Source organism: Kribbella sp. NPDC050281, from assembly GCF_040655855.1.
In the GTDB taxonomy this organism is placed as follows: Bacteria; Actinomycetota; Actinomycetes; order Propionibacteriales; family Kribbellaceae; genus Kribbella.
The window spans coordinates 67,599-89,445 of record NZ_JBFAKS010000024.1 but is presented as its reverse complement, the minus strand read 5'-3'; the positions used below and the strand labels follow the sequence as shown (position 1 = coordinate 89,445).

The following is a 21,847-nucleotide window of genomic DNA, read 5'->3' as shown; positions in this document are numbered from 1 at the left end:
CGTGGACGATCCAAGTCGCCGTACCGTCCTGGCCGCGGCCGCATTCGCCGCCGTCACCGGATGCAGCACGTACGGCGAGTCCGACAGCCCGCCGGCGAGTACGCCGCAGGCCGGCGCCGCACTCGCGAAGACCAGCCAGATCCCGGTGGGTGGCGGAGTCATCTTCGGGGACAGCAAGGTGGTCGTCACCCAGCCGACAGCCGGCACGTTCAAGGCGTTCACGTCGGTGTGCACTCACCAGGGCTGTCAGGTAGCGAGTGTTGCCGACGGCACCATCAACTGCGACTGCCACGGCAGCAAGTTCTCGATCAAGGACGGCTCGGTGGTCCACGACCCGGCCACGCAGCCGCTCGCCGCCCGGCAGATCACTGTCTCGGGTGACTCGATCACGCTGGCCTAGGCCGAAGACTGACTCGTCGACTGCGGTACTTCGTGGTGGGGCCGCGACTGCCACAGCGCCCACTCGGCGCTGACGTCGCCGGCGGTGCGGAGGAGCAGCGGGAGATGGTCTCGAAGAAGCTTCTCCGCTGTGGTTTCCGCCGCGTGCACGGTCACGTTCATCGCGGCGCGGACGGTGCCCGTTCCGTCGCGGACCGGCGCCGCCACCGAACGGACCCCGGGCGCCAGTTCCTCATCCGCCAGCGCCCACCCACGCGCGCGGATCTCGGTCAGCTCGTCGCGCAGCTGATCCGCAGTGCGCCCGATGTACGCCGGAAGCCCGGCGCGGCTCGGCAGCGCGAGGGTCTCGGCGAGCTCGTCGGGGGAGAGCGCGGCGAGCAGAACCTTGCCCTGTGAGGTCTGGGCCGCCGGGAACCTGGTGCCGATGTCGACCCGCAAGGCGATGATCTTCGGCACTGACACCCGGGCGACGTAGACGATGTCGGAGCCGTCGAGCTGCGCCATCGACGACGACTCACCGGTCCGCGCCACCAGTTCCTCGAGATGCGGTCGTGCGATGTCCCACAGTCCGAGCGCCCCGACGTACGCCATGCCGAGCGTCAGCACCTTCGGCGTCAGCTGGAAGGAGCCCTCGACCGAGCGGACGAAGCCCAGCTCCTCCAGCGTGAGCAGCAGCCGGCGCGCGGTCGGGCGGGCCAGCCCGGCCGCGGTCGCCACCTCGCTGAGCGACATGGTGCGGTGGTTCGCGTCGAAGCAGGCGAGCACGTCCAGCCCGCGAGCCAGCGACTCGACGAAGTCCGGACCCGCGCCGCGTCCTGCCATCAGTTCCTGCCTCCCGGTCGTACGACGTACCGTTGCGGACGAGAGCCTACGACCCGGCTGCTGTTACTCGCCGGAGCCGGGGTCGCCGAAGATGGTGCCGCGGGCCTCGCGGGTGGACTCCGACTTGTACTCGGTGTACTGGTACGGGTTGTCCAGCACCTCGTCCTTCGGCAGGTCCGGGTTCATCCCCGCCGCCCAGGCGTCCTCGCCGAGCGCCGACCGGAGGAAGTCCACGGTCGATTCCACTTCCCGTCGTACGGCGGCCAGGTCGACGCCGACCAAGTGGTTCGCGTACTTCACCACCTTGCCGTCGACGATGACCGTGTGGACGTCGCCGCGCTGCGCCTGGAACGCGACCTGGCCGTACGGATGCACCATCGGGAACGACACCGGAGACGCGTCGTTCTTGATCAGTACGACGTCCGCCTTCTTGCCGGGCTCGAGACTGCCGAGGTCGTCGCGGCCGAGGGCCTTCGCGCCGCCGCGGGTGGCCCAGTCGACCACGTGCTCGGCGCGCAGATGGCTGTGCGTCACCGTGTCGCCCTTCATGTGGGCTTCGAGGTGCTCACGAGCCCGGTCGGCGCCGAGCGTCGTACGCATCGCGCTGAACAGGTCGCCGCTCCACCAGACGCTGGTGTCCATCGACAGTGAGACGGGGATGCCGTACTTGCGGACCTGCCAGGTGGGTGGGTACCCCTGGCCGGCGCTCTGCTCGGACTCGGTCGAGACCGAGACCGAACCGCCCGTCGCGGCCATCCGCTGGTACGAGTCCTCGGTCAGGGTCGCGCTGTGCACGTAGATGTTCTGCGGCGTCATGAAGCCGTTCTCGTACATCAGCCGGATGCCGTCGTCGTTCGTCGCGCCCCAGACACCCGCGTGCGTGGTGACGCCGACGCCGAGGTCGCGAGCCACCTCGAACGCCGCCCGCTCGGGGAAGGCCGGGTCGCCGGTGACGTCGAACGCGAGCTGCAGCCCCAGCTCGTCGTCATCCCTGATCCGCTCCAGGAAAGCCCGGACGGCCGGGTCCGCGGACCACTGCCACGGCCCCGCCTGGATGTTGCCGTAGGCAAGCACGAAGCGGCCGGGGACCGCCCGCAGAGCGTCCGCGGCGGCCTCGGCGTGATCGACGGACTGCAACCCGTGCGACCAGTCGACGGTCGTGGTGACACCGGCCTCGAGCGACTCCCAGGCCGACGTGAGGTTGCCGGCGTGGATGTCCTCGGGCCGGAACGTCTTGCCGTGCTCGAGGTAGTACCAGACGAAGTACTGCGTCAGCGTCCAGTCGGCGCCGTACGCGCGCATCGCGGTCTGCCACATGTGCCGATGCGTGTCGATCATCCCGGGCATCACGATGCCACCGGTGGCGTCGATCACCTGCGTGCTCTCGGGTACGTCCTCGACCGACCCTCCGACGGCGGCGATGCGGTCGTCGACGACCAGCACGTCGCCCGTGGTCAGCACCGTGTGGTTGTCGTCCATGGTCAGTACGGTCCCGCCGCGCAGCAGCAGCGGCCGGCCCGCGACCGGCGTCTCGGCAGTGGTCATGATCCCCTCCAGAAAACGGTCGGACAGACGTCCGTATGCCGGTCATCACGGCGATATGGTCACTATCGAAGTGCCTGTCGGCGGTGTCAAGGGCTCGCCGTCCGGTCCTTGACAGTGCCGGTCGGGCGCGCTGAGACTGGGGCGACGAGCTCAATGCGGACAAGTGTCCGCAATGATCGGGGAGGTTGCGTCGTGCCCGCTGGGAAAGGTCCGTTGTCCGGGGTCCTGGTGGCCGATTTCTCTCGCATCCTGGCCGGCCCGTACGCGACCATGCTGCTGGCCGACCTCGGTGCCGAGGTGGTCAAGGTCGAGGCGCCGGGCGGTGACGACACCCGGTCCTGGCAACCGCCGGTCCGCGACGGGATCTCGACGTACTACCTGGCCGTCAACCGGAACAAGCGGTCGATCGCGCTCGACCTGAAGGACCCCGGCGATGTGGCGGTCGCCCAGGAGCTCGCGCGGCGGGCCGACGTACTGATCGAGAACTTCAAGCCGGGTGGGCTGGCGCGCTTCGGACTGGACTACGAGTCGGTCGCAGCGGTCAATCCGCGGCTGGTCTATGCGTCGATCAGCGGATTCGGGAGCGGGCCTCGAGGAGCCGCCTTGCCGGGGTACGACCTGATCGTGCAGGCCATCTCCGGGCTGATGAGCCTGACCGGCGATCCGGACGGCGAACCGTTCCGGGCCGGGATCTCGGTGTTCGATGTGATGGCGGGGATGCACGCGACGATCGGCGTCCTGTCCGCGCTGAACGCGCGGCACGAGACCGGGCGCGGCCAGCACGTCGAGGTCAACCTGCTGTCCTCGGCGCTGTCGGGGCTGGTCAACCAGTCGAGCGCGTACGTCGCGGGCGGCGTCGTACCGCTGCGGATGGGGAACAGCCACCCGAGCCTGTTCCCGTACGAGCCGCTGCCCTGTTCCGACGGCGAGCTGATCATCACGGCCGGGAACAACAACCAGTTCCGCCGCCTGACCGAGGTGCTCGGCGTACCGGAGCTGGCCGACGATCCGCGCTTCGACCGCAACGAGAAGCGGACCGCGAACCGGGAGGAACTGCGGCCGCTGCTGGTGGAGCGGCTGCGGACCCGGACCCGGATGGAATGGTTCGGCGACATCATCGCCGCCGGCGTGCCGTGCGGGCCGATCAACACGATCGACGGTGGTGTGGCGTTCGCCGAGGACATCGGGCTGGACCCGGTGGTGACGATCGACTCGATCCCGTCCGTGCGCAATCCGATCACGTTCTCGGAGACCCCGGCGGAGTATCGGCTGCCGCCGCCGTCGCTGGACGAACACGGAGCCGAGCTGCGGAGGTGGCTGAAGGAATGAGCTTCCCAACTTCCCTGGGTACGTCGACGGCCGACGAGATCCGCCTGCTCGGGCAGGACCTCACGGCCGACCTGATGGGCAAGGTCGGCTTCGGCGAGCTGGCCTTCTGGCTGGTCGCGCTGCGCCGTCCGACGCCGTCGGAAACGCGGGTGTTCGAGGCAGTCCTGGTGGCTCTCGCCGACCATGGCTTCACCCCGACCGCGATCGCGGCCCGGCTGACGTACCTCTCCGCGCCGGACTCGCTCCAAGGCGCGCTCGCAGCCGGGCTGCTCGGCGGTGGCTCGCGCTTCCTCGGGGTGACCGAGGACTGCGGGATATACCTGCACGAGGCGCTGGATGGACGTGAGGTGCCGACCGACGACGCCGGGTGGGACGCGTTGGCGCTGGAGGTGGTCACGGCGACGCGGGCGGCGGGCAAGTACGTTCCCGGCCTCGGGCATCCGGTGCACAAGGTGCGGGACCCGCGAACGCCGGTGCTGATCGGCATTGCCGAGGACGAAGGCCTCCGCGGGCCACACCTACGACTCTTCGAAGCCATCGGTCGGGTGCACGAGCAGGTCCTCGGCCGTCGGCTGCCGCTGAACGGCGCCGGTGTCTGCGGTGCCGCCCTCGCTGATCTCGGCCTGCCGGTCGAGCTGTTGCGCGGTTTCGCCTTGCTGGCAAGGGCTGCCGGCCTGCTCGGGCAACTCGCCGAGGAACGTCGCCGGCCGATCGGCATGGACGCCTATCTCACCGTGGACCGCAACGCCGTCTACGTCGACCCCAACGACTGACAGTTCCCGGAAGCAGAGGAGCTCTTCATGGCCACCGTCGCCGCGGTCATCGCCTCGACGCACCATCCGTTCTACTACCGGGCCAGCACCTCGACCGGTGCCGACCGGCCGCCGTTCGCCGACGAGTGGGTCGCCAAGATCGAGGCGTTCCGGGAGACCCTGACCAAGGCCCGGCCGGACATCCTGGTGATGGTCGGCAGCGACCACTTCCATCAGCTGTGGCTGGACAACATGCCGCAGTTCCTGGTCGGCAAGGCGCCGTACTTCGATGCGAACTGGTACAACGAGGAACGCGAGTTCGGGCTGCCGCGGATGACGCTGCCGGGGGAGGAGCGGCTGTCCGCGCACATCCTGCGCAACGGGCTGGACGCCGGCTTCGATCTTGCCTTCAGCAACGAACTGCGGATCGACCACAGCATCACCTGCCCGATCATCACGCTCCGCCCGGAGGCCGACCTCCCGATCGTGCCGATCTACACCAACATCTTCGCGCCGCCGCTGCCGCGGCCGCAGCGGTTCGTCGAGCTGGGCCGGACGATCCGGCAGCTGGTCGAGTCCTGGCCGGACGACAAGCGGGTGGCGATCATCGGCACCGGTCATCTGTCCCTCGAGCTCGGCGGGCCGCGGCAGTTCGGTGCCCACGGCCCCGATCCGGAGTTCGACCAGAAGGCGGTCGAGTGGATCGCGAGCGGCGACATCGAGGGCTGCCTGGCCGAGGTGACGCTGGACAGCCTGCACCTGCCGGGCAACGCGACGCACGGATTCATGGACTTCATGCTGATGATGGGCGTGGCCGGGGCCGGCGCGAAGGCGGATCACGTCGACTCACTCGACCTGTTCCACACGATGGAGGCGTACTTCACCTGGTATCCGAACGGAGTACCGGCATGAGCAAATACTTGCTGGACAAGTTCCTGTTCACCGTCGACCGGGATCCTGAGTTGGTCGAGCGGTATCGCGAGGACGCGGCCGGGACGGTGAGCTGGTGGGAAGCGGAGGTGGCGAACCGCATCCTCAACTGCACGACCGGCGAGAAGTCGACCTGGCAGCAGTTCACCGACGAGGAGCGGACGGCGTTGCGCGAGCACAACCATGTGGCGCTGTTCGAGCTGGGGGCGCATCCTTTCCTCACGCTCACCCTGTTCATCGCGATGTTCGAGCGGGACCATGGACCGCTCGAGTACCAGAAGGCCTACGGTAAGGCGATGGAGCACCTCACCCTGCCGTACCCGGACATCGCCACCTGACTTCTGAGGAGACACGCGTGCGAGCAGCCGTCCTGCGCGCCCACGGCGAATCGCCGGCGCATGCCGAACACCCGGACCCCGTGCCGTCCGCAGGCCAGTCCATCGTCCGCGTGACCGCGGCCCCCGTCGTACCGCTGGATCTGCTGTGCGCCTCAGGTACGTCGTACTTCGGTCAGCAGCCGTTGCCGTACGTCCCGGGCGTGCAGGGGGTCGGTGTGGTCGAGCAATCGGAGGTCCTGGCTCCCGGGACCAGAGTGTTCTTCCCGACGTCGGCTGGGATGTCTCCGGGTGACGGCAGTTTCGCCGAGCGGTGCGCCGTACCGGATGCCGATCTGATCGTGCTCGATGCACCGGTGGCGGATGCTCAGGTCGCGGCGCTCGGTCTGTCGGCGGTCGCTGCGTGGATGGTGCTGACGTGGCGTGCTCAGTTGCAGCCGGGGGAGAGCGTTCTCGTTCTTGGCGGCGGCGGAGCCGTCGGGCAGGCCGCGATCGGTACGGCGCGCGTCCTCGGCGCCAGTCGGATCGTGGCGGAATGCCGGTCGGAGGAGGCCAGGCAGCGGGCGCTTGCGGCAGGTGTGGACGAGGTCGTGTCGCTGACCGGTGACGCCGGAGAACTCACGCGAGCGTTCTCCGATGCAACTGGTGGCTCGGTTGATGTCGTGGTCGATCCGATCTTCGGCGTTGCGGCGACCGCGGCGTCGCGGGTGCTGGCCGCTGGTGGGCGGTTGGTGAATCTCGGTGGTGCGTCGGGTGACGAGGCAACGTTCTCGTCCGCAGTGCTGCGGAGCCGGTCGGTAAGTGTCCTTGGCTACACCAACAATTCCCTGACCTCGGAGCAGCGCCGGGACGCGCTCACCGCCGTGCTCCAGCACGCGGCAGTCGGAGAGATCGCCGTCGCCTACGAGAGCGTCCCCCTCGACGAAGTCGCCGCCGCCTGGACCCGCCAGTCGACAGGCCAAACCACAGCCCGCCTCGTCCTAACCATCTAACCCCCGCCAGCCGCGCCCGCGCCTCCCGCCCGCCAGCGGCGCCCCAGCTCCCGCCCGCCAGCGCCGCCGCCCGCGGCGACCCCGGCTACCCGGAGACTTTGTGCACCAGGTCCGTGCGAGACGGCGCCCGGCGTACGGATCCGGTGCACCAAGTCCGCCGGGACGGCCCCAGGCGCGGAGATAAGAACGAGCGGTATTATCTGGCGCATGGGTGTTCCGGTGCGGCGGTTGTGGGTGGCGGTGCTGAGCGGGTATCTCGCGTTCGGCGCCACGTTGCAGGCCTTGCCGGCGTACGTGCCGGAGAAGTTCGGCGGCGGTGTGCTGGCGAGTGGGACCGCGGTCGGGATCGCGTTCCTGGCCACGGCGTGCGGCCGCCCGGTCGCGGGGTGGCTGGCCGATGCCGGGTGGTCGCGCCCGGTCGTCCTGGCCGGGGGAGTGCTGACGGCGCTCGGCGGACTTGGGCAACTGCTGGCGCCGAGTCTCGTGGTCCTGATGATCGCGCGACTGGTGATGGGCGCCGGGGAAGCGGCTCTGTTCTCCGCCGCACTGCCGTGGGTCCTGTCGGGGATGCGAATGGCGCAACGCGGGCGCGCGGCCGGGTGGTTCGGCCTGTCGATGTGGGGCGGGTTGGCCGCCGGACCTGTGATCGCGTCGCTGGTCGGGGATCGTGTGTGGTGGCTCGTCGTCGGTCTCGCGGCCGCGTCGGCTCTGCTGGTGCTGACAACGCGCTCGGATCCCGGCCGGATCGAGCCGCTGGTTCACATCCGGCGGTTCCGTGACCTGGTCCCGATCGGTGTCCCGTTGCCCGGAGCAACCGTCGGACTGGCGGCGTACTGCTATGGCACAGTCGCGGCGTTGCTGGTCCTGCGCCTGCGCGCGGACGGAATCGGCGGTGACGGTGTTGCGCTCGCGGTGTTCGCGGCGGCGTTCCTGGTGGTCCGGTTCGCCGGCAGCCCGGCGGTCGATCGGTACGGCGGGCGCGCGGTGGCGGCCGTCACCGTGACGATCGAGGTCGTGGCCTTGGTGGGGCTCGCGCTGGTCGGCGAAGCGGTTGGTGCGCTCCTGTTCACCGCGTTGGCCGGATGTGGGATGGCGCTGATCTATCCGGCGTGCGTGTCGATGACGCTGGACCGGGTGCGCGGGCTGCGGCCGGGTGTGTCGATGGGCGTGATGACATCGTTCTGGGACCTCGGCGTGATGGTGGCCGGACCGCTCGGTGGACTGGTTGCGGAACGACTGGGATTCCCGGTCGCGTTCTACCTGGCCGCGGTGTCCGCCGCGGCCTGCGTCGCCGTCTGCCTGGTGTTCCTCAGGCAGCGTCGAGCAGTGTCTCCACGATGACGCGCGCCTCGGCGCCCAGGCCCGGATCGCGATCGACCGCACTGATGATCGTCGCGCCCTCCAGGACGATGACCAATTGGCGAGCTGTGGTTTCCGGGTCGCGCACGCCAGCCTCGGTGAGCAGCCGCTGGAAGAGGCCGCGGTAGAAGGCGAGGTGGTCCTGCGCGAGTCGCCGGGGTGCGCCGTCATGGCCGCGATCCTCGGTGGCTGCGTTCATCATCGCGCAGCCGCGGAAGCCGGCCTCGGCGTACCAGCTCGCGACCAGATCGAAGATGGCGAGGATCCGCTCCCGGCCGGTCGCGGCCTGTTCGACCGCCTGCTCGTGCCATGCGCGGACCCGCTGGGTGCGGTCGGTCAGAACCGCCTCGACGAGACCGTCCTTGGAGCCGAAGTTCTTGTAGATGGTCAGTTTGGACGCGCCGGCCGCCTCGGCGACCTCGTTGATCCCGGTCGCGTGGATACCGCGCTGCATGAACACCTCCGAGGCAGCCTTCAGGATCCGCGCCCTGGTCGCCTCGGGGTCCAGCCGCTCTCCGGCCTTCACCGGCATCGAGCACCACCTCCGGAGAACAGGATACCGATCGGTGTCATGTCGGAGTGGCGAGAGATAAGACCGATCGGTACTATCTATCCATGATTGATGGCTGGACGGCAACAGGATTCGAGAAGGTGGCGGATGCGTTCGCGCGGAACTTCGTCGCGCGAGGCGAGCTGGGTGCGGCCTTCGCGGCGTACCAGGACGGTCGACCGGTGGTCGACCTGTGGGGCGGTACGGCGGACCCGGACACCGGGCGTCGGTGGGATCGGGACGCGATCCAGCTGATGTTCTCCGGCACCAAGGGGCTCGCGTCGGCGTGCGTCCTGCTGATGGTGCAGCGGGGACAGGTGTCGCTGGACGATCGACTCAGCCGCTACTGGCCCGAGTTCGGTGCCGCCGGGAAGACCGGGACGACGGTGTCCGACGTACTCTCCCACCAGGCCCGGCTGCCCTGGGTCGAGGCCGGGTACGCCGATCTCCTGGACCACGACGTGATGGCTGGGCACCTCGCGGCGCAGGCTCCGTCGACGGATTCACGGGCCGCGTTCATGTACCACGCGATCACCTGGGGCTGGCTCGTCGACGAGTTGGTGCGACGGGTCGACGGCCGGACCGTTCGGCAGTTCTTCGCCGAGGAGTACGCCGTACCGCTGGGGCTGGAGGTGTGGATCGGTCTGCCCGAGGACCTGCACTGGCGCACGACCACGATGGTCGCGCCCGACGGCGTACTCACCGACGAGCCACACACCGACCGGCTGCTGCAGTTGAACCGCAATCCGCTCTGGGTGCCCGGCGCCGAGAAGATCTGGAACAGCACGGAGTACCGCAGTGCCGGGCTTGCCGCCGTCGGAGGCTTCGCCACTGCTCGCGGCATGGCACGTTTCTACGCATCCCTCGTCGGTGAGGTCGACGGTCAGCGCATTCTGACCCCGGCCACCGTCGAGCTTGCTCGCCGGGAGATCCGCCGCGGCACCGAGCCGACCTGGGGGAGCGAGATGGTGTACGGCGCCGGCTTCGAACTCCACGTCCCGGGCAGTCGCCTCGGCCGGCCGATCGATGCCTTCGGCCACGTCGGTGCCGGCGGCTCCACCCACGGCGCCTGGCCGTCTCGGCGCATCACGTTCTCCTACCTGATGAACCAGGTCCGCACGGTGCCTGACCCGCGGCCGCAGACTCTGCTCGACGCGTTGGAGACTGCCGTCTGAGATCTCTCTCGAAATCGGTGTATCAACCCGCGCCGACGGCGACTCCGCGTAGTGGGGCGCCCTTCGAGATGCTCTGGGGGGAGAGCAAGCGGGGGGCATAGAGGGGGGAGCGTCGACGCGGTGCGGGAGGAATCCGGTGGTTTGACCGGATGGGGGCCGCGCCGCGTCGACACACTCACACGCTCACTGGCCCAGTGACGCCAAAGCGTCGCCGGTGGTGAGAACAGGCCCGACCCCCGGTGACGGCTGGGTCAGTGCGAAGGCGAGCAGCGCATCCGCGGACTGGCGCGCACTCTCCCCGGTCAGCGACATGCGACCGGCGATGAGCGCGGCGACCAGCGGTGTCGAGAACGACGTACCACTCCAGCGCGCCATGCCGGTGAAGTTCCGGATCTGGCCGGTGTTGGGTGGTTCGGTGCACTCGTAACTCCCGGTCAGGAACGCGTTCACCAGGTTCTCGCCCGGCGCGTAGACATCCACCCAGCCACCGAAGTTGCTGAACGACGCGCGGTCGCGCCCGTTGTCGGCGAGCGCTCCGACCGACACGGTCTCCGGGAACGCGGCCGGCCAGAAATAGTCCCGGCTGTTCTCGTTCCCGGCCGCGGCCACCAGGACCAGACCGTTGACCCGATTCAGCCGGGTCTGGACGAACACGTCGAGTCCGAGCGCCGGAAGGTCGAAACGCGTCCTGGTTCCGGCCGACAGACTGATGATGTCCGGGGCCAGATCGAGTACTTCGTCAAGGGCCTGGGCGAGATCGAACTCCCACATCGCGCCGACACTGGTGAAATAGCTCTTGACCACCACCTCGACATTTCGCGCCACCGCCCGCAGGACACCGGCGATGAAGGTGCCGTGACCGGCGTACGGCCGGATCCGGCCGGAGGGAAAGAACGCGTCCTCCGGATCGCCGGTCACGCCGTTCAGCCAGTACGCCGCGGGTGCGTCGGACCAACCGACATCGAGCACGACCACCTTCACTCCGCGTCCGTCGGCGGCGCCGGCGGGCAGGAACGGAGTCGGCAGTACCGGGTCCGGCGGAATGCCCTGCGCGACCTCCTCGGGTTCGGTCGCCGGACACGGGCTGACGCTGGGAGTCACGTAGAACAAGTGCTCCGGCGTGACGACCCCGCGGCCGAGCCGTTGGTCGGCAAGAGCCAGGAAGCGTTGCGTGGCGTTCGGTCCTTCCGGTGCGTTCGGCGGAACCTTGTCCGGCAGCAGCAGCCGGGTGACCCCGCCGATGCCGCCCTCTCCTGTCGTGCCGCCCTGGAAGAGTTCGACCACGCGGGGCAGATCCTTGTCGCGGACCAGCACTGTGCCGACGCGGTACAGATACTCGGCGCCTTCCTTTTCCCACTCCGGCGGATGGACACCGACGTCGCGTCCGAATGCCTCCAGGATGAGTTTGATCTGGGCGATGTACTTCGGGTCCCGTTGGTCGGTCGTTTGATTTCCTGCTTTTTGCGCCATTCGGTGGGCGATCCCCCTTGAATCGTTAACCCCGGGATTCGACGAAATCGTCGAACGGACCGATATCATTTCACCGTGCAGACGGCCGGGGGGAGTGTCGGAACGGCGGTTGCACCGAATGATCTGCTGCCGCTGGCTCTCTCGCGCCCGCACGACGCCATCGCGGCGGCTCGATCGTTGCTCACCGGCGACCTGGATCCGGACGCTGCATCCTGCGCGCACCAGGCGATCGGGATCGGCCTGCGCCAGCTCGGCGATGTGGAGACAGCGATCCGCGAGCTCCGGATCGCGCTGCGACTCACCCAGACCGCGGGCCGGCCCGAGCGCGAAGCCGATGTCCTCGCCACCCTCGGCGCGACCCTCGGGCGCGCCGGCCGCAGCCGCGAGGGACTCACCCACCTGGACCGCGCGGTGAGCCTCAGCCGCGGCGCGCTCTCGGGCCGCGTTCTCCTGCGGCGTGCCGACGTACTGCTGATCCTGGGCAGACATCGCGAGGCGCTGGACGATCTGCGGATCGCGATCAGCCGGCTGCGGCGGTCCGGCGACCGCGTCTGGGAGGCGCGTTGCCGCAACTACCGCGGGTTCATCCAGCTCGAGATGGGCGTCACCCGTCAGGCCGACACCGATTTCGAACAGGCCGGCCGGCTGTACGCCGCGAGCGGCCAGGAGTTCGAGTACGCCGAGACCCGCCAGAACCGTGGCCTGGTCGCGTTCTCGCGCGGCGATCTGCCGGCGGCGCTGCAGTACCTCGACGAGGCCGGGCGCGGGTTCGCGGAGGTCGGCGTGGTCTGGCCCGAGCTCGCGATCGACCGGTGTGCTGTCCTGCTCGCCGCGGGTCTGCCGACCGAAGCGCTCGCAGAGGCGGACCAAGCGATCGTCCGGATGGAGACCGTCGGCGGGCAGGCCACGAAGCGAGCCGAGGTGCTGTTCGCGGCGGCGACCGCAGCGCTGGCGGCCGGTGAGCTCGAGACGGCTCGTTCTCGCGCAGAGAGCGCGCGCCGGCTGTTCTCGGCACAACGTCGTCCGTGGTGGTCGGTCCGCGCGTCGATGGTGCAGCTCGACGCCCGCTACCAATCCGGCGAGAGTGGTCCACGGCTGCTGCGGCAGGTGACAGAGACCGCCAGGCGTCTCGACACTCTCGGCGCGACAGAAGCGTCGGCCGCGCACCTGCTCGCCGGCCGGCTTGCCTTGGCCGACGGACGAACGCGGACAGCCGAGCGCCAGTTGGAGCTGGCTGGGCGGCGGACCCGGGACACTCCACCACTCGCCCGCGGCGCTGCCTGGCTCGGCAAGGCGTTGAGGTCCGAGGCCAGGGGAGACGTCCGCGGAATGCTGACCGCCTGCGCCCGTGGCCTCGACGCGCTGGACGAGCATCGCCTGATGATGGGTGCGACCGAACTGCGAGCACGCGCGACCGGTCATGGCGCGGAGCTGGCCGGACTGGCGCTCCGTGATGCGTTGCGACGCGACAATGCCCGGAGCCTGCTGAAGTGGGGCGAACGCTGGCGTGCCACCGCGCTCACGATCCCTCCCGTGCGTCCACCGGACGACCAGCAACTCGTCCACGATCTCGCCGCGCTGCGCGACGTCGTACGACGGCTGGACGCGAAGCGCGAGGGGGACGGGACCGACCCGGCCCTCGATCGTGAACGGCGCCGGCTCGAGAAGGCGGTGCGAGAACACACGCTCCGGGCGCACGGGCATCGCTCGCACCCAGAGACCTCGGGGCTTCAGCTCGACGAGTTGCTCGACGAACTCGGTGACACAGTGCTGGTCGAGTTGATCGAGATCGACGGAGTCCTGCATGCCGTGGTGGTTCGCGACGGCCGGATCAACCGGCTCACGGTCGGGCCGATGGCAGCGGCCGAGATCGAGGTGGAGCGGTCGCGGTTCCGGCTGCGCTGGCTGGCCCATGGACGATCCAAGTCCGGTCCTTCGCTGGACGTGCTGGGTGCCCGGCTCGGCAGCGCGATCCTCGGCCCGGTGCAGGACGTTCTCGGGGATCGGCCCGTGGTGATCGTGCCGCCCGCGCGTTTGCAGGCGTTGCCCTGGGGGTTGGTGCCGTCGCTGGATCGTCGCGCGGTGAACGTCGTACCGTCGGCGGCGACCTGGTTGCGGGCGCGGCGGTTGCAGCCGCCGTCGGATCGACGAGTCGTCCTGGTGCTGGGCCCGGGACTGCCGGCCGGTCGTGCCGAGGTCGCGCGCCTTGCCGAGCGCTACCCGGGTGCGACTGTCCTCGCGGACGGCGACGCCACTGCCGACAGAGTGCTGAAGGAACTCGACGGTGCGTGGATCGGCCACATCGCGGCGCATGGCACGTTCAGGTCCGACAGTCCCTTGTTCTCTTCGCTGCGCCTGGACGACGGTCCGCTGACCGTCTACGACTTCGAGCGGCTGCGGCGGGCGCCGTACCGCTTGGTGTTGTCGAGTTGTGAGTCGGGCCTCGCGAAACCGGTCGGCGCCGACGAGTTGCTCGGACTCAGCAGCAGCCTCGTGCCGCTCGGTGCGGCCGGCATCCTGGCCAGCGTCGTACCGGTGAACGACCCGGCCACCGTGCCACTGATGACAGCGCTCCACGACCACCTGCAAGCCGGTCGGCCGCTGGCGGCTGCGTTCGCGCTCGCCCGTGCCAAGGTCGGCGACGACCCGGTCGCCCGTGCGGCGGGCCGGTCGTTCGTCGCGCTGGGAGCGTGACTCACACCATGTATCAACGCGCGGCCCGCGGACTCCGTATCAATGACGGCGGGCGGAAGGAGCGGGGGAATGCGGGATGATCCGACCGTCGTCAGCCTGGTCGTGCGAGCCGGGGAGGGGGACGAGGGAGCCTGGGACGAGCTGGTGGAGCGGTACGCCCCACTGATCTGGTCCATCTGCCGCCGGTACCGGCTTCAGCCGGGAGACACCGACGACGTGGGTCAGGGCGTGTGGCTGCGGCTGATCGAGCATCTGCCCGGGCTTCGCGAACCGGCCGCACTGCCGGGCTGGATCGCAACGACCGCGCAACGCGAGTGCCTGCGCCTGCTGCGGGTGTCGAGCCGGGTCGATCCTGTCGACCCGGTGGACTCGCGGGATGTGGGAGAGCACGCCGTGGATCACGCGGTGGCGGAGGAGGAGGTGCTGCGGCACGAACGACGGCGGATCGTCCGGGCCGCCTTCGGCCAGCTGTCCCAGCGCTGTCAGTTGCTGTTGGCAATGATCACGCAGGACCCGCCGGCGCCGTACGACGAGATCAGCCGCAAGCTGCACATGCCGATGGGCAGCATCGGCCCGAACCGGGCTCGCTGCCTGGACCGGCTGCGGCGGGCACCGGCACTGGCGACACTGGTGGACGAGCACTAAAACGAGCACTGAAACGAGCACTGAGGACGAACACTGAGGGATAAGTGAGGAGGTGGGAAGCATGACGGAGACCGGCTGGAACGACGACGAGCTCCTCGACGCGTTGCGCGACGCTCTGCAGACCGAGCGGGAGATGCCACGGACGTTCGTCGACGCGGGCAAGGCGGCGTTCGTCTGGCGGACCATCGACGCAGAGCTCGCCGCGTTGACCTACGACTCGGCCTGGGAGAGCGCGGACGCAGCGCCGGTCCGGTCGGAGAGCGCCACCTTGCGCGCGCTGACGTTCGCCTCCGAGGGCTGGACGATCGAGATCGAGCTGACGCCGACCGGGGTACTCGGCCAGTTGGACCCGCCCGAGTCCGGCACGGTCAGTGCCCGCGGCCACAGCGGTGAGGTGGCCTCGGCCGAGATCGACGACCTCGGGTTCTTCGTGCTCTGGCCGATCCCGGCCGAGCCCTACCGCCTGATCTGTACGCCGGCCTCCGGGCCGACGATCCTCACCGGCTGGGTGACGCCGTAGCCGACCCCTGGGGGGCCGGCTACGGCGCCCGGTGTCAGCCCAGGTAGTCGCGCCACGGGCCGGTGATGGCCAGCGTGATGCCCGGGGTCTGGATGTTGACGAAGAGCACCTTGCCGTCGGCGGAGAACGTCGGACCGGTGAACTCGGAGTCGTTCAGCATGTTCCGGGCGATCGCGTACGTCGGGCCGCCCGGGGTCGCGCTGAGCACGTGGCTGCTCGCGGTGCCGTCCTCGGCGAGGATCAGCGAGCCCCACGGGGTGACGGTGACGTTGTCCGGACCGTCGAAGTTGTAGTCCTCGTACTTCGCCTCGGCGCCCTTGTTCGCGGCGGCGCTCTCCGGGAAGTACGTGACCAGCTGGATGGTCTTGGCGTCGTAGTTGTAGAACCAGACCATGCCGTCGTGCGGGACCCCGTCGGCCGGCAGGTCGGCGGTGCCGCCCTCGGCGAACGAGTTGACGACGTACACGCCGTCACGGGTGCCGTAGACGCCCTCGAACTTCTTGCCGCGGGTGACCTGGCCCTCGGTGAACTGGTTGCGCACCGAGACGGTCAGTCCGTCGCGGTCGGCCACCGGCACCCACGCGACCCGGAACGGCCGGAGCAACTGCGCCGAGGTCAGGTAGGCGACGTCCGGGATCGGCTTGCCGTCGTCACCGAGGATCGCCATCGCCTCGAGCGTGCCGAAGTCCTTGTCGGCCAGGTCCTTGTAGCTGCGCGAGCTGAGCTTGTAGCCCCGCGGCGCGGACCAGCGGTAGAACAGGCCGTTCGGGCCGCTGGCGTCCTCGGACAGGTAGATGTGGGTCCGCTCCTCGTCGATCGCCAGCGCCTCGTGGGCGTAGCGGCCGAGCGCCTTCAGCGGCACCGGGTGCGCGGTCTTGCCGTCGGCCCAGACCTCGAAGACGTACCCGTGGTCCTTGAGCCGGCTGGTGCCGTTGGCCTTGCTCTCGGTCTCCTCACACGTCATCCACGTGCCCCACGGGGTCGGCCCGCCGGCGCAGTTGGTGAGGGTGCCGGAGATGCCGACCCACTCGCCCTTGTTGCGACCGTCCTTGTCGACGGAGATGACGGTGCAGCCGCCGGCCGAGCCGACAGCCGAGTCGTACACGGTGCCCGGGATCTGCGGCACACCCAGCGGGTCGTTGCCACCGATCTCGTGGTTCTGGATCAGCGTGTAGCCGTTGTGGTCGTTGTCGACCACGGCGGTGCCGTCGTGCAGCGACGGGGTCGGCTGGCCGCTCTTCAGCTTGGTCTCGCCGGCGTGGGTGACGACCTTGTACCTGAAGCCGGCCGGCAGGGCCAGCAGGCCGTTCGGGTCGTCCAGCAGTGGCGGGAACGGACGGTGCGTCGGGAACGGGCCGGGACCGTGGTGCGAGTGCGAGACCGGGGTGGCCTCGGCGAGCGACGGCACCGAGCCGACGGTGGCGAAGCCGACGCCCGCGGCGCCGGCAGCGGCACCACGGAGAACGGAACGGCGATCGACTGACATGAATGCTCCTCAAGCATTTAGTGGCGGACCAACGCGGGCGACAGCCGGAGATCCTGTGTTCTCGAACCGCACAGAGTCGCTCGGCGGCACTGCGGGCCGGGACCTCTCCCGCAGGGCGACGGTGTCCGCCCGAGCGTGGATGATCCTGCCGTCGGTCGGCTGCCAGACGGCAAACACCATCTGAACAACTCAGTGGTAATCGCCGAGCAGCTTCGGCTTCCGTCATGAGGTCTATTGACAATCGATAGGTAGCCACCGAGAGTCGATGCATGAATCTGGTCGACCGGGTCGTCGTACCCCTCCGGATCCTGCTCGTCATGCTGTTCGCCGGCCTCGTGGTCGCGCAGGCGCTGAGTATGCCGGGACAGTTCGCGTACATGGCGAAGGAAGACCCCGACCTGGCGTACCTGCGCTGGCCGCTGACGATCTGGGCGATCCTGGGACTGCTCTGCGTGCAGGTCGTGATCGTGTGCACGTGGCGCCTGCTGACGATGGTGAAGGCCGACCGGATCTTCACCGAGGCGGCGTTCGCCTGGGTGGACGCGATCCTGTGGGCGCTGAGCGCCGCCTGGGTTCTGCTGTTCGCCGGGTTCGTCTACCTCGGCTTCCTGGCCGACGACCCAGCCTTGCCGATCCTTCTGTTCGGCATGGTGCTGAGCGGAGCCGTCCTGGTGCTGCTGATGGTGGTGATGCGGGCCCTGCTCAGGCGCGCCACGACCCTGCGGTCCGATATGGAAGCGGTCATCTGATGCCCATCGTGGTGCGCATCGACGTCGTGCTCGCGAAGCGCAAGATGAGCGTGGGGGAGTTCGCCGAGAAGGTCGGTCTGACACCGGCGAACATCGCCGTACTGAAGAACGGCCGCGCCAAGGCGGTCCGCTTCAGCACCCTCGAATCCATGTGCCGCGTGCTGGAGTGCCAGCCTGGCGATCTGCTGGAGTTCGTCGAGGACTGATGCTCGGTAGGCTGCGTGGATGACAGGGCTCTCGGGCGCTGAGGTCCGGCGCGTCGGCAACCACTTCGTGAAGCGAGACCCGGCTGTCGGCGCGGAGGCAGAGCGGCTGGAGTGGCTGGCGCGGCAGGGGATCGAGGTGCCGCGGATCGTCGATCATCGCGACGGCGTGCTGACGACTTCAGTGGTGCCCGGCGTACCGGCCTCCTCCGACTGGTCTGGCGAGCAGTGGCCCGCCGTCGTGGCGACGTTCGTGGAGCTCGCCGCGCCCTACACAGCCTGCCGATCGAGGACTGCCCGTTCCGTCGCGACCTGGACACGACCATGGCGGAGGCTCGCTCGCGAGTTGCCGGGGGCTTGGTGGATCTGGACAACCTCGAGGATTCGTACGCCGGCTGGACCGGTGAGCAACTGCTGGCCGAGCTGGAGCGGACCCGGCCGGCGAGCGAGGACCTGGTCGTGTGTCACGGCGATCTGACCCTGGACAACGTCCTGGTCGATCCGCGGACCGGCGGGCTGACCGGGGTGATCGACGTCGGCAGGCTGGGCGTCGCGGATCGATGGCTCGATCTGGCGATCCTCCAGCGGGAGCTGACCGAGGAGCCGTTCGCCGCGTTCCTGGCCGGCTACGAGCTGACCGGGCCTGACCAGGACAAGCTGGCTTTCTACATCCTGCTGGACGAGTTCTTCTGAGGCTGCAACGGCGGCCGCCCGCGGAGCGTCTAGGGTAGGAGGTGATCGTGATGCGAGTGTTCACTGTGCTGGCCGCGCTCTTCCTGCTGGTTGCGTGCGGCAACGAATCTGACGCGGGAGAGGAGCCGTCGATGACCCCGTCCAGCAGCGGCGTGTCCGAGAGCGATTCGCCGCCGCCGTCGGGACCGGCCGAGCAGGCGAAGGCCGATCTGGTGAAGCGGCTGGGCGTCGACGCTGCGCAGGTCACTGTGGTCAGCTCCGCCGAGGTGATGTGGCGCGACGGCAGTCTCGGTTGCCCCGAGCCCGGCATGCACTACACGCAGGCGCTGGTGAACGGCAGCCGCGTCGTACTGGAGTCTGGCGGCAAGGAGTACCACTACCACTCCGGCCCGAACCGGCCCCCGTTCCTCTGCACGAATCCCCAACCACCCGTAGGCGGCTGACCGATGGCAGTTCCCGGACAGAAGGTGCCGGACAACGCCCCGCCGGCCCTGGCCGACACCGAGTTGTACGCCGTCGACGCGTACCTGGCCGAGTTCGACTCTCCGATCGTCGAGGTCGACGCGGAGCAGCGCCGGGTGGCCTTGCGGCGTACGGCGTTCTTCCCGGGAGGCGGCGGTCAGCCGTACGACGTGGGCACGCTGCGCTGGGCCGACGGCTCGGCGCCGGTCACCCGGGTCAAACGGGAGGGACCACTGCTCTGGCACTGGCTGGACGGCGAGCAGTTGCCCGGTCCCGACGACGAGGTGCACGGCGAGCTCGACTGGGAGCGGCGCCACCTGACCATGCGGACGCACACCGCGCTGCACATTCTCTGCGGTGTGATCTGGGCGGACCACCACGTCGCGGTAACCGGCGGCAACATGGATCCGGGCAAGGGCCGGCTGGACTTCGCCTTCGACTCGATGTCGGCCGAGTTCGGCCGCCGGATCGAGGCCCGGATCAACGAGGAGATCGCGGCGGCCCGCGAGATCGTCGTCGACTTCGTCGGCCGTGAGGTCGCCGACGCCGACCCGGCCCTGATCCGGATCGCCGCGCACCTGATCCCGCGCGAGATCGACCCTCTCCGCGTCATCGACATCACCGGCCTGGACAAGCAGGCCGACGGCGGCACCCACGTCCTCACCACCGCCGAGGTCGGCTCCGTCAAAGTCACCGGCACCGAGTCCCGAGGCAAAGCCAACAAACGCATCCGCCTCGAAGTCCACTAGGCCGGTGGCGGGTTGTTTGCTCGCTGCCATGACAACTCCCCGTCATCGGTGGAACAACCCGCCAGCGACCCTGGTGCTCAAGCGTTGAGGGCCTCCAGGATGGTGGCCGTGACGGCGTCCGGTTCGGAGACGCTGAGGGCGTGGGAGGCCCCGGCGATCTCGCGGACGTTCTTGGCGCCGGCGCGGTCGGCCAAGAAGCGGTGCAGGGCGACCGGGATGTTGCGGTCCTGGTCGCTGAAGACGAACCACGACGGGATCGTCTTCCAGGCCGGGGCGTCGGTCGGCAGGCCGGTGGTGAGCGCCGCCTGGGTGACCGGGCGCTGGGTCGCGGCCATGAGTGCGGCGGTCTCGGCCGGTACGTCGGCGCAGAACTGCTGGTGGAAGACATCCGCGCGGATGGCGAGCTCGTTGCCGCCGGTGCTGACCGGGTAGGCGTTCAGCGCGTCACCGAGCGTGCTGCCCGGGAACTTCAGCGAGAGGTCGAAGGCGTTCTCGCCGGTGTCCGGAGCGAACGCGCAGACGTAGACCAGGCTCTTCACCGCGTCGTTGTTCGCCGCCGCCTCGGTCATCACGAAGCCGCCGTACGAGTGGGCGACCAGCACTACTGGCCGGCCGAGGCCGGCGATCACGTCGCGGACGTACGCCGCGTCACCCTCGACACTGCGCAGCGGGTTGGCGACGGCGACGGCGTCGATGGACTGGGCCTGCAACTGCTCGACGACGCCGTTCCAGCTGGCGGACTCGGCGAAGGCGCCGTGCACCAGCACGACGACCGGGTTCTGCTCGGGCATGGTGAGTCTCCCCTTGATTCGGTGTTGCTCCTTGTCCATCAGGACCGGACACCCGACCGGAATGTGACAGCGATGAAGATCGATGGCGCGCCGGTCGTGAACTACTGACCGGTCCGTGAGACGAACCGCCGACAACCCGCGCGAGCACCCGTTTGTCTTGGCAAAGTACTGCGGGAGACCGTCAATGACTTGCGCGAGGAGGACAAGGTGTCGAAACCGCTCAACATCGCGGTCCTGGGATTCTGGCACGTTCACGCGAAGGACTACGCCCGGCAGACCCAGCAGCATCCGGGGACTGAACTGGTCGCGGTCTGGGACGACGACCCAGGACTCGGACAGGCGGGTGCGGACGAGTTCGGCGTCGCGTACACCGACGACCTGGATGCTCTACTGGCACGGGAGGACATCGACGGCGTCACGATCACGACGCCAACCAACGTCCATCGCGACGTGATGGTGAAGGCGGCCAACGCCGGCAAACACATCTTCACCGAGAAGCTGCTCGCGCCGACCGTGGCCGAGGCGGAGGAGATCATCGCCGCCGCCGACGCGAACGGCGTCAAGCTCATCGTCTCGCTGCCGCGGCTGTATCACGGCTACACCCAGGCGATCCGCGAGGTGATCGACAGCGGCCGGCTCGGGCAGCTGAACTACGGCCGGGTCCGCCTGTCCCACGACGGCGCCCTGCCGCGGGACGGGCAGGAGGGCTGGCTGCCGCAGCGGTTCTTCGAGCCGAAGACCGCGATCGGTGGCGCGCTGACCGACCTCGGCTGCCACCCCGTGTACCTGACCCAGCTGTTCCTCGGCTCCACGCCGGAGACGATCAGCGCGACGTACCGGTCGGTCGCCGGCCGCGGCCTCGAGGACAACGCCGTCGTCACCGCCGGGTACGCCGATCAGACGATCGGCGTGATCGAGGCCGGGTTCGCCAGCCGGAACCCGTTCACGATCGAGCTCTTCGGGACCGAGGGCACGCTGACCTACACCGACGACGGGAACGTGCTGAAGGTCGGCGACGAGCAGTTGCCGCTGCCCGAGCACAGCCAGGACGCGTTCGGGCAGTGGGTCGGCCACATCACCGAGGGGACCCGCGCCGACGACAACATCAGCCGGGCGGTCGAGCTGACCCGGCTGGTGGTGGCCGCGAACGAAGCCGCGGAGACCGGACGATCGATCGCCTACAAGTGAAGGGACTGC

General features: G+C 69.2%; 23 protein-coding genes. 17 read left to right on the top strand and 6 right to left on the bottom strand.

Translation table 11 applies throughout. The features are described from left to right. Position 1 precedes the first annotated feature (1 nt). A complete protein-coding gene (locus AB0I34_RS25230; RefSeq protein ID WP_360449187.1) occupies positions 2–400 on the top strand; it encodes a Rieske (2Fe-2S) protein in 399 nt (132 codons plus the stop codon). On the opposite strand, the gene AB0I34_RS25225 is transcribed toward AB0I34_RS25230, so the two are convergent. Both AB0I34_RS25225 and AB0I34_RS25220 read right to left on the bottom strand, forming a co-directional pair. Then, entirely contained in the window at positions 397–1,221 is an 825-nt protein-coding gene (locus tag AB0I34_RS25225; RefSeq protein WP_360449184.1) for an IclR family transcriptional regulator C-terminal domain-containing protein, read from the bottom strand. The two genes, AB0I34_RS25230 and AB0I34_RS25225, sit on opposite strands and share 4 nt — an antisense overlap. A gap of 63 nt (positions 1,222–1,284) precedes the next feature. Continuing rightward, positions 1,285–2,766, bottom strand: coding sequence for an amidohydrolase family protein (locus AB0I34_RS25220; protein ID WP_360449182.1), 1,482 nt, complete (start codon positions 2,764–2,766; stop codon positions 1,285–1,287). A 192-nt stretch (positions 2,767–2,958) separates the two neighbouring features. Between AB0I34_RS25220 and AB0I34_RS25215 the strand changes: the two genes are divergently transcribed. The 6 genes from AB0I34_RS25215 to AB0I34_RS25190 all read left to right on the top strand — a co-directional run bounded on the left by AB0I34_RS25215 (position 2,959) and on the right by AB0I34_RS25190 (position 8,445). Further along, positions 2,959–4,095, top strand: coding sequence for a CoA transferase (locus tag AB0I34_RS25215; protein ID WP_238163955.1), 1,137 nt, complete (start codon positions 2,959–2,961; stop codon positions 4,093–4,095). Next, positions 4,092–4,868 (top strand): citryl-CoA lyase, encoded by a 777-nt coding sequence (locus AB0I34_RS25210; protein ID WP_360449178.1) that lies wholly within the window; start codon positions 4,092–4,094, stop codon positions 4,866–4,868. Before AB0I34_RS25215 ends, AB0I34_RS25210 begins: the two co-directional genes overlap by 4 nt. Positions 4,869–4,895: 27 nt before the next feature. Continuing rightward, complete coding sequence (locus tag AB0I34_RS25205) at positions 4,896–5,759, top strand: hypothetical protein (protein WP_360449176.1); 864 nt, start codon at positions 4,896–4,898, stop codon at positions 5,757–5,759. Next, entirely contained in the window at positions 5,756–6,115 is a 360-nt protein-coding gene (locus tag AB0I34_RS25200; protein ID WP_360449173.1) for a hypothetical protein, read from the top strand. Before AB0I34_RS25205 ends, AB0I34_RS25200 begins: the two co-directional genes overlap by 4 nt. Before the next feature lie 17 nt (positions 6,116–6,132). Further along, positions 6,133–7,104: a zinc-binding dehydrogenase gene (locus AB0I34_RS25195; protein WP_360449170.1), complete on the top strand. Its 972-nt coding sequence runs from the start codon at positions 6,133–6,135 to the stop codon at positions 7,102–7,104. Positions 7,105–7,311: 207 nt separating this feature from the next. After that, positions 7,312–8,445: an MFS transporter gene (locus AB0I34_RS25190; protein WP_360449167.1), complete on the top strand. Its 1,134-nt coding sequence runs from the start codon at positions 7,312–7,314 to the stop codon at positions 8,443–8,445. On the opposite strand, the gene AB0I34_RS25185 is transcribed toward AB0I34_RS25190, so the two are convergent. Further along, positions 8,414–8,995: a TetR/AcrR family transcriptional regulator gene (locus AB0I34_RS25185; RefSeq protein ID WP_360449164.1), complete on the bottom strand. Its 582-nt coding sequence runs from the start codon at positions 8,993–8,995 to the stop codon at positions 8,414–8,416. The genes AB0I34_RS25190 and AB0I34_RS25185 overlap by 32 nt on opposite strands. An 83-nt stretch (positions 8,996–9,078) precedes the next feature. On the opposite strand from AB0I34_RS25185, the gene AB0I34_RS25180 reads away from it, so the two are divergent. After that, complete coding sequence (locus AB0I34_RS25180; RefSeq protein WP_360449162.1) at positions 9,079–10,188, top strand: serine hydrolase domain-containing protein; 1,110 nt, start codon at positions 9,079–9,081, stop codon at positions 10,186–10,188. 183 nt (positions 10,189–10,371) lie between these two features. Here the strand turns inward: AB0I34_RS25180 and AB0I34_RS25175 are convergent, their stop codons facing one another. Continuing rightward, entirely contained in the window at positions 10,372–11,658 is a 1,287-nt protein-coding gene (locus tag AB0I34_RS25175; protein WP_360449159.1) for a S8 family serine peptidase, read from the bottom strand. Positions 11,659–11,733: 75 nt separating this feature from the next. Here AB0I34_RS25175 and AB0I34_RS25170 point away from each other — a divergent pair, with 75 nt between their 5' ends. From AB0I34_RS25170 to AB0I34_RS25160, 3 genes are all read left to right on the top strand, one after another. Next, on the top strand, positions 11,734–14,352 hold the full coding sequence (locus tag AB0I34_RS25170; RefSeq protein ID WP_360449156.1) for a CHAT domain-containing tetratricopeptide repeat protein: 2,619 nt from the start codon (positions 11,734–11,736) through the stop codon (positions 14,350–14,352). Positions 14,353–14,421: 69 nt separating this feature from the next. Continuing rightward, on the top strand, positions 14,422–14,997 hold the full coding sequence (locus tag AB0I34_RS25165) for a sigma-70 family RNA polymerase sigma factor (RefSeq protein ID WP_360449154.1): 576 nt from the start codon (positions 14,422–14,424) through the stop codon (positions 14,995–14,997). A 61-nt stretch (positions 14,998–15,058) separates the two neighbouring features. Beyond that, on the top strand, positions 15,059–15,517 hold the full coding sequence (locus tag AB0I34_RS25160; protein ID WP_360449151.1) for a hypothetical protein: 459 nt from the start codon (positions 15,059–15,061) through the stop codon (positions 15,515–15,517). 34 nt (positions 15,518–15,551) lie between these two features. On the opposite strand, the gene AB0I34_RS25155 is transcribed toward AB0I34_RS25160, so the two are convergent. Next, positions 15,552–17,003: an alkaline phosphatase PhoX gene (locus AB0I34_RS25155; RefSeq protein ID WP_360449148.1), complete on the bottom strand. Its 1,452-nt coding sequence runs from the start codon at positions 17,001–17,003 to the stop codon at positions 15,552–15,554. Positions 17,004–17,272: 269 nt separating this feature from the next. Here AB0I34_RS25155 and AB0I34_RS25150 point away from each other — a divergent pair, with 269 nt between their 5' ends. The 5 genes from AB0I34_RS25150 to AB0I34_RS25130 all read left to right on the top strand — a co-directional run bounded on the left by AB0I34_RS25150 (position 17,273) and on the right by AB0I34_RS25130 (position 19,859). Continuing rightward, positions 17,273–17,752 (top strand): DUF2975 domain-containing protein, encoded by a 480-nt coding sequence (locus AB0I34_RS25150; protein WP_360449144.1) that lies wholly within the window; start codon positions 17,273–17,275, stop codon positions 17,750–17,752. Next, positions 17,752–17,958 (top strand): helix-turn-helix transcriptional regulator, encoded by a 207-nt coding sequence (locus tag AB0I34_RS25145; protein ID WP_360449141.1) that lies wholly within the window; start codon positions 17,752–17,754, stop codon positions 17,956–17,958. The genes AB0I34_RS25150 and AB0I34_RS25145 overlap by 1 nt, the downstream gene beginning before the upstream one ends. 111 nt (positions 17,959–18,069) lie before the next feature. Beyond that, positions 18,070–18,648, top strand: coding sequence for an aminoglycoside 3'-phosphotransferase (locus tag AB0I34_RS25140; protein WP_360449137.1), 579 nt, complete (start codon positions 18,070–18,072; stop codon positions 18,646–18,648). Between the two features lie 50 nt (positions 18,649–18,698). Next, entirely contained in the window at positions 18,699–19,091 is a 393-nt protein-coding gene (locus AB0I34_RS25135; protein WP_360449134.1) for a hypothetical protein, read from the top strand. A gap of 3 nt (positions 19,092–19,094) precedes the next feature. Continuing rightward, a complete protein-coding gene (locus tag AB0I34_RS25130) occupies positions 19,095–19,859 on the top strand; it encodes an alanyl-tRNA editing protein (RefSeq protein WP_360449131.1) in 765 nt (254 codons plus the stop codon). Between the two features lie 77 nt (positions 19,860–19,936). Here the strand turns inward: AB0I34_RS25130 and AB0I34_RS25125 are convergent, their stop codons facing one another. Then, positions 19,937–20,650, bottom strand: coding sequence for an alpha/beta hydrolase (locus AB0I34_RS25125; protein WP_360449129.1), 714 nt, complete (start codon positions 20,648–20,650; stop codon positions 19,937–19,939). Between the two features lie 207 nt (positions 20,651–20,857). Here AB0I34_RS25125 and AB0I34_RS25120 point away from each other — a divergent pair, with 207 nt between their 5' ends. Next, entirely contained in the window at positions 20,858–21,838 is a 981-nt protein-coding gene (locus AB0I34_RS25120; RefSeq protein WP_360449126.1) for a Gfo/Idh/MocA family oxidoreductase, read from the top strand. The last annotated feature ends 9 nt before the right edge of the window (positions 21,839–21,847 follow it).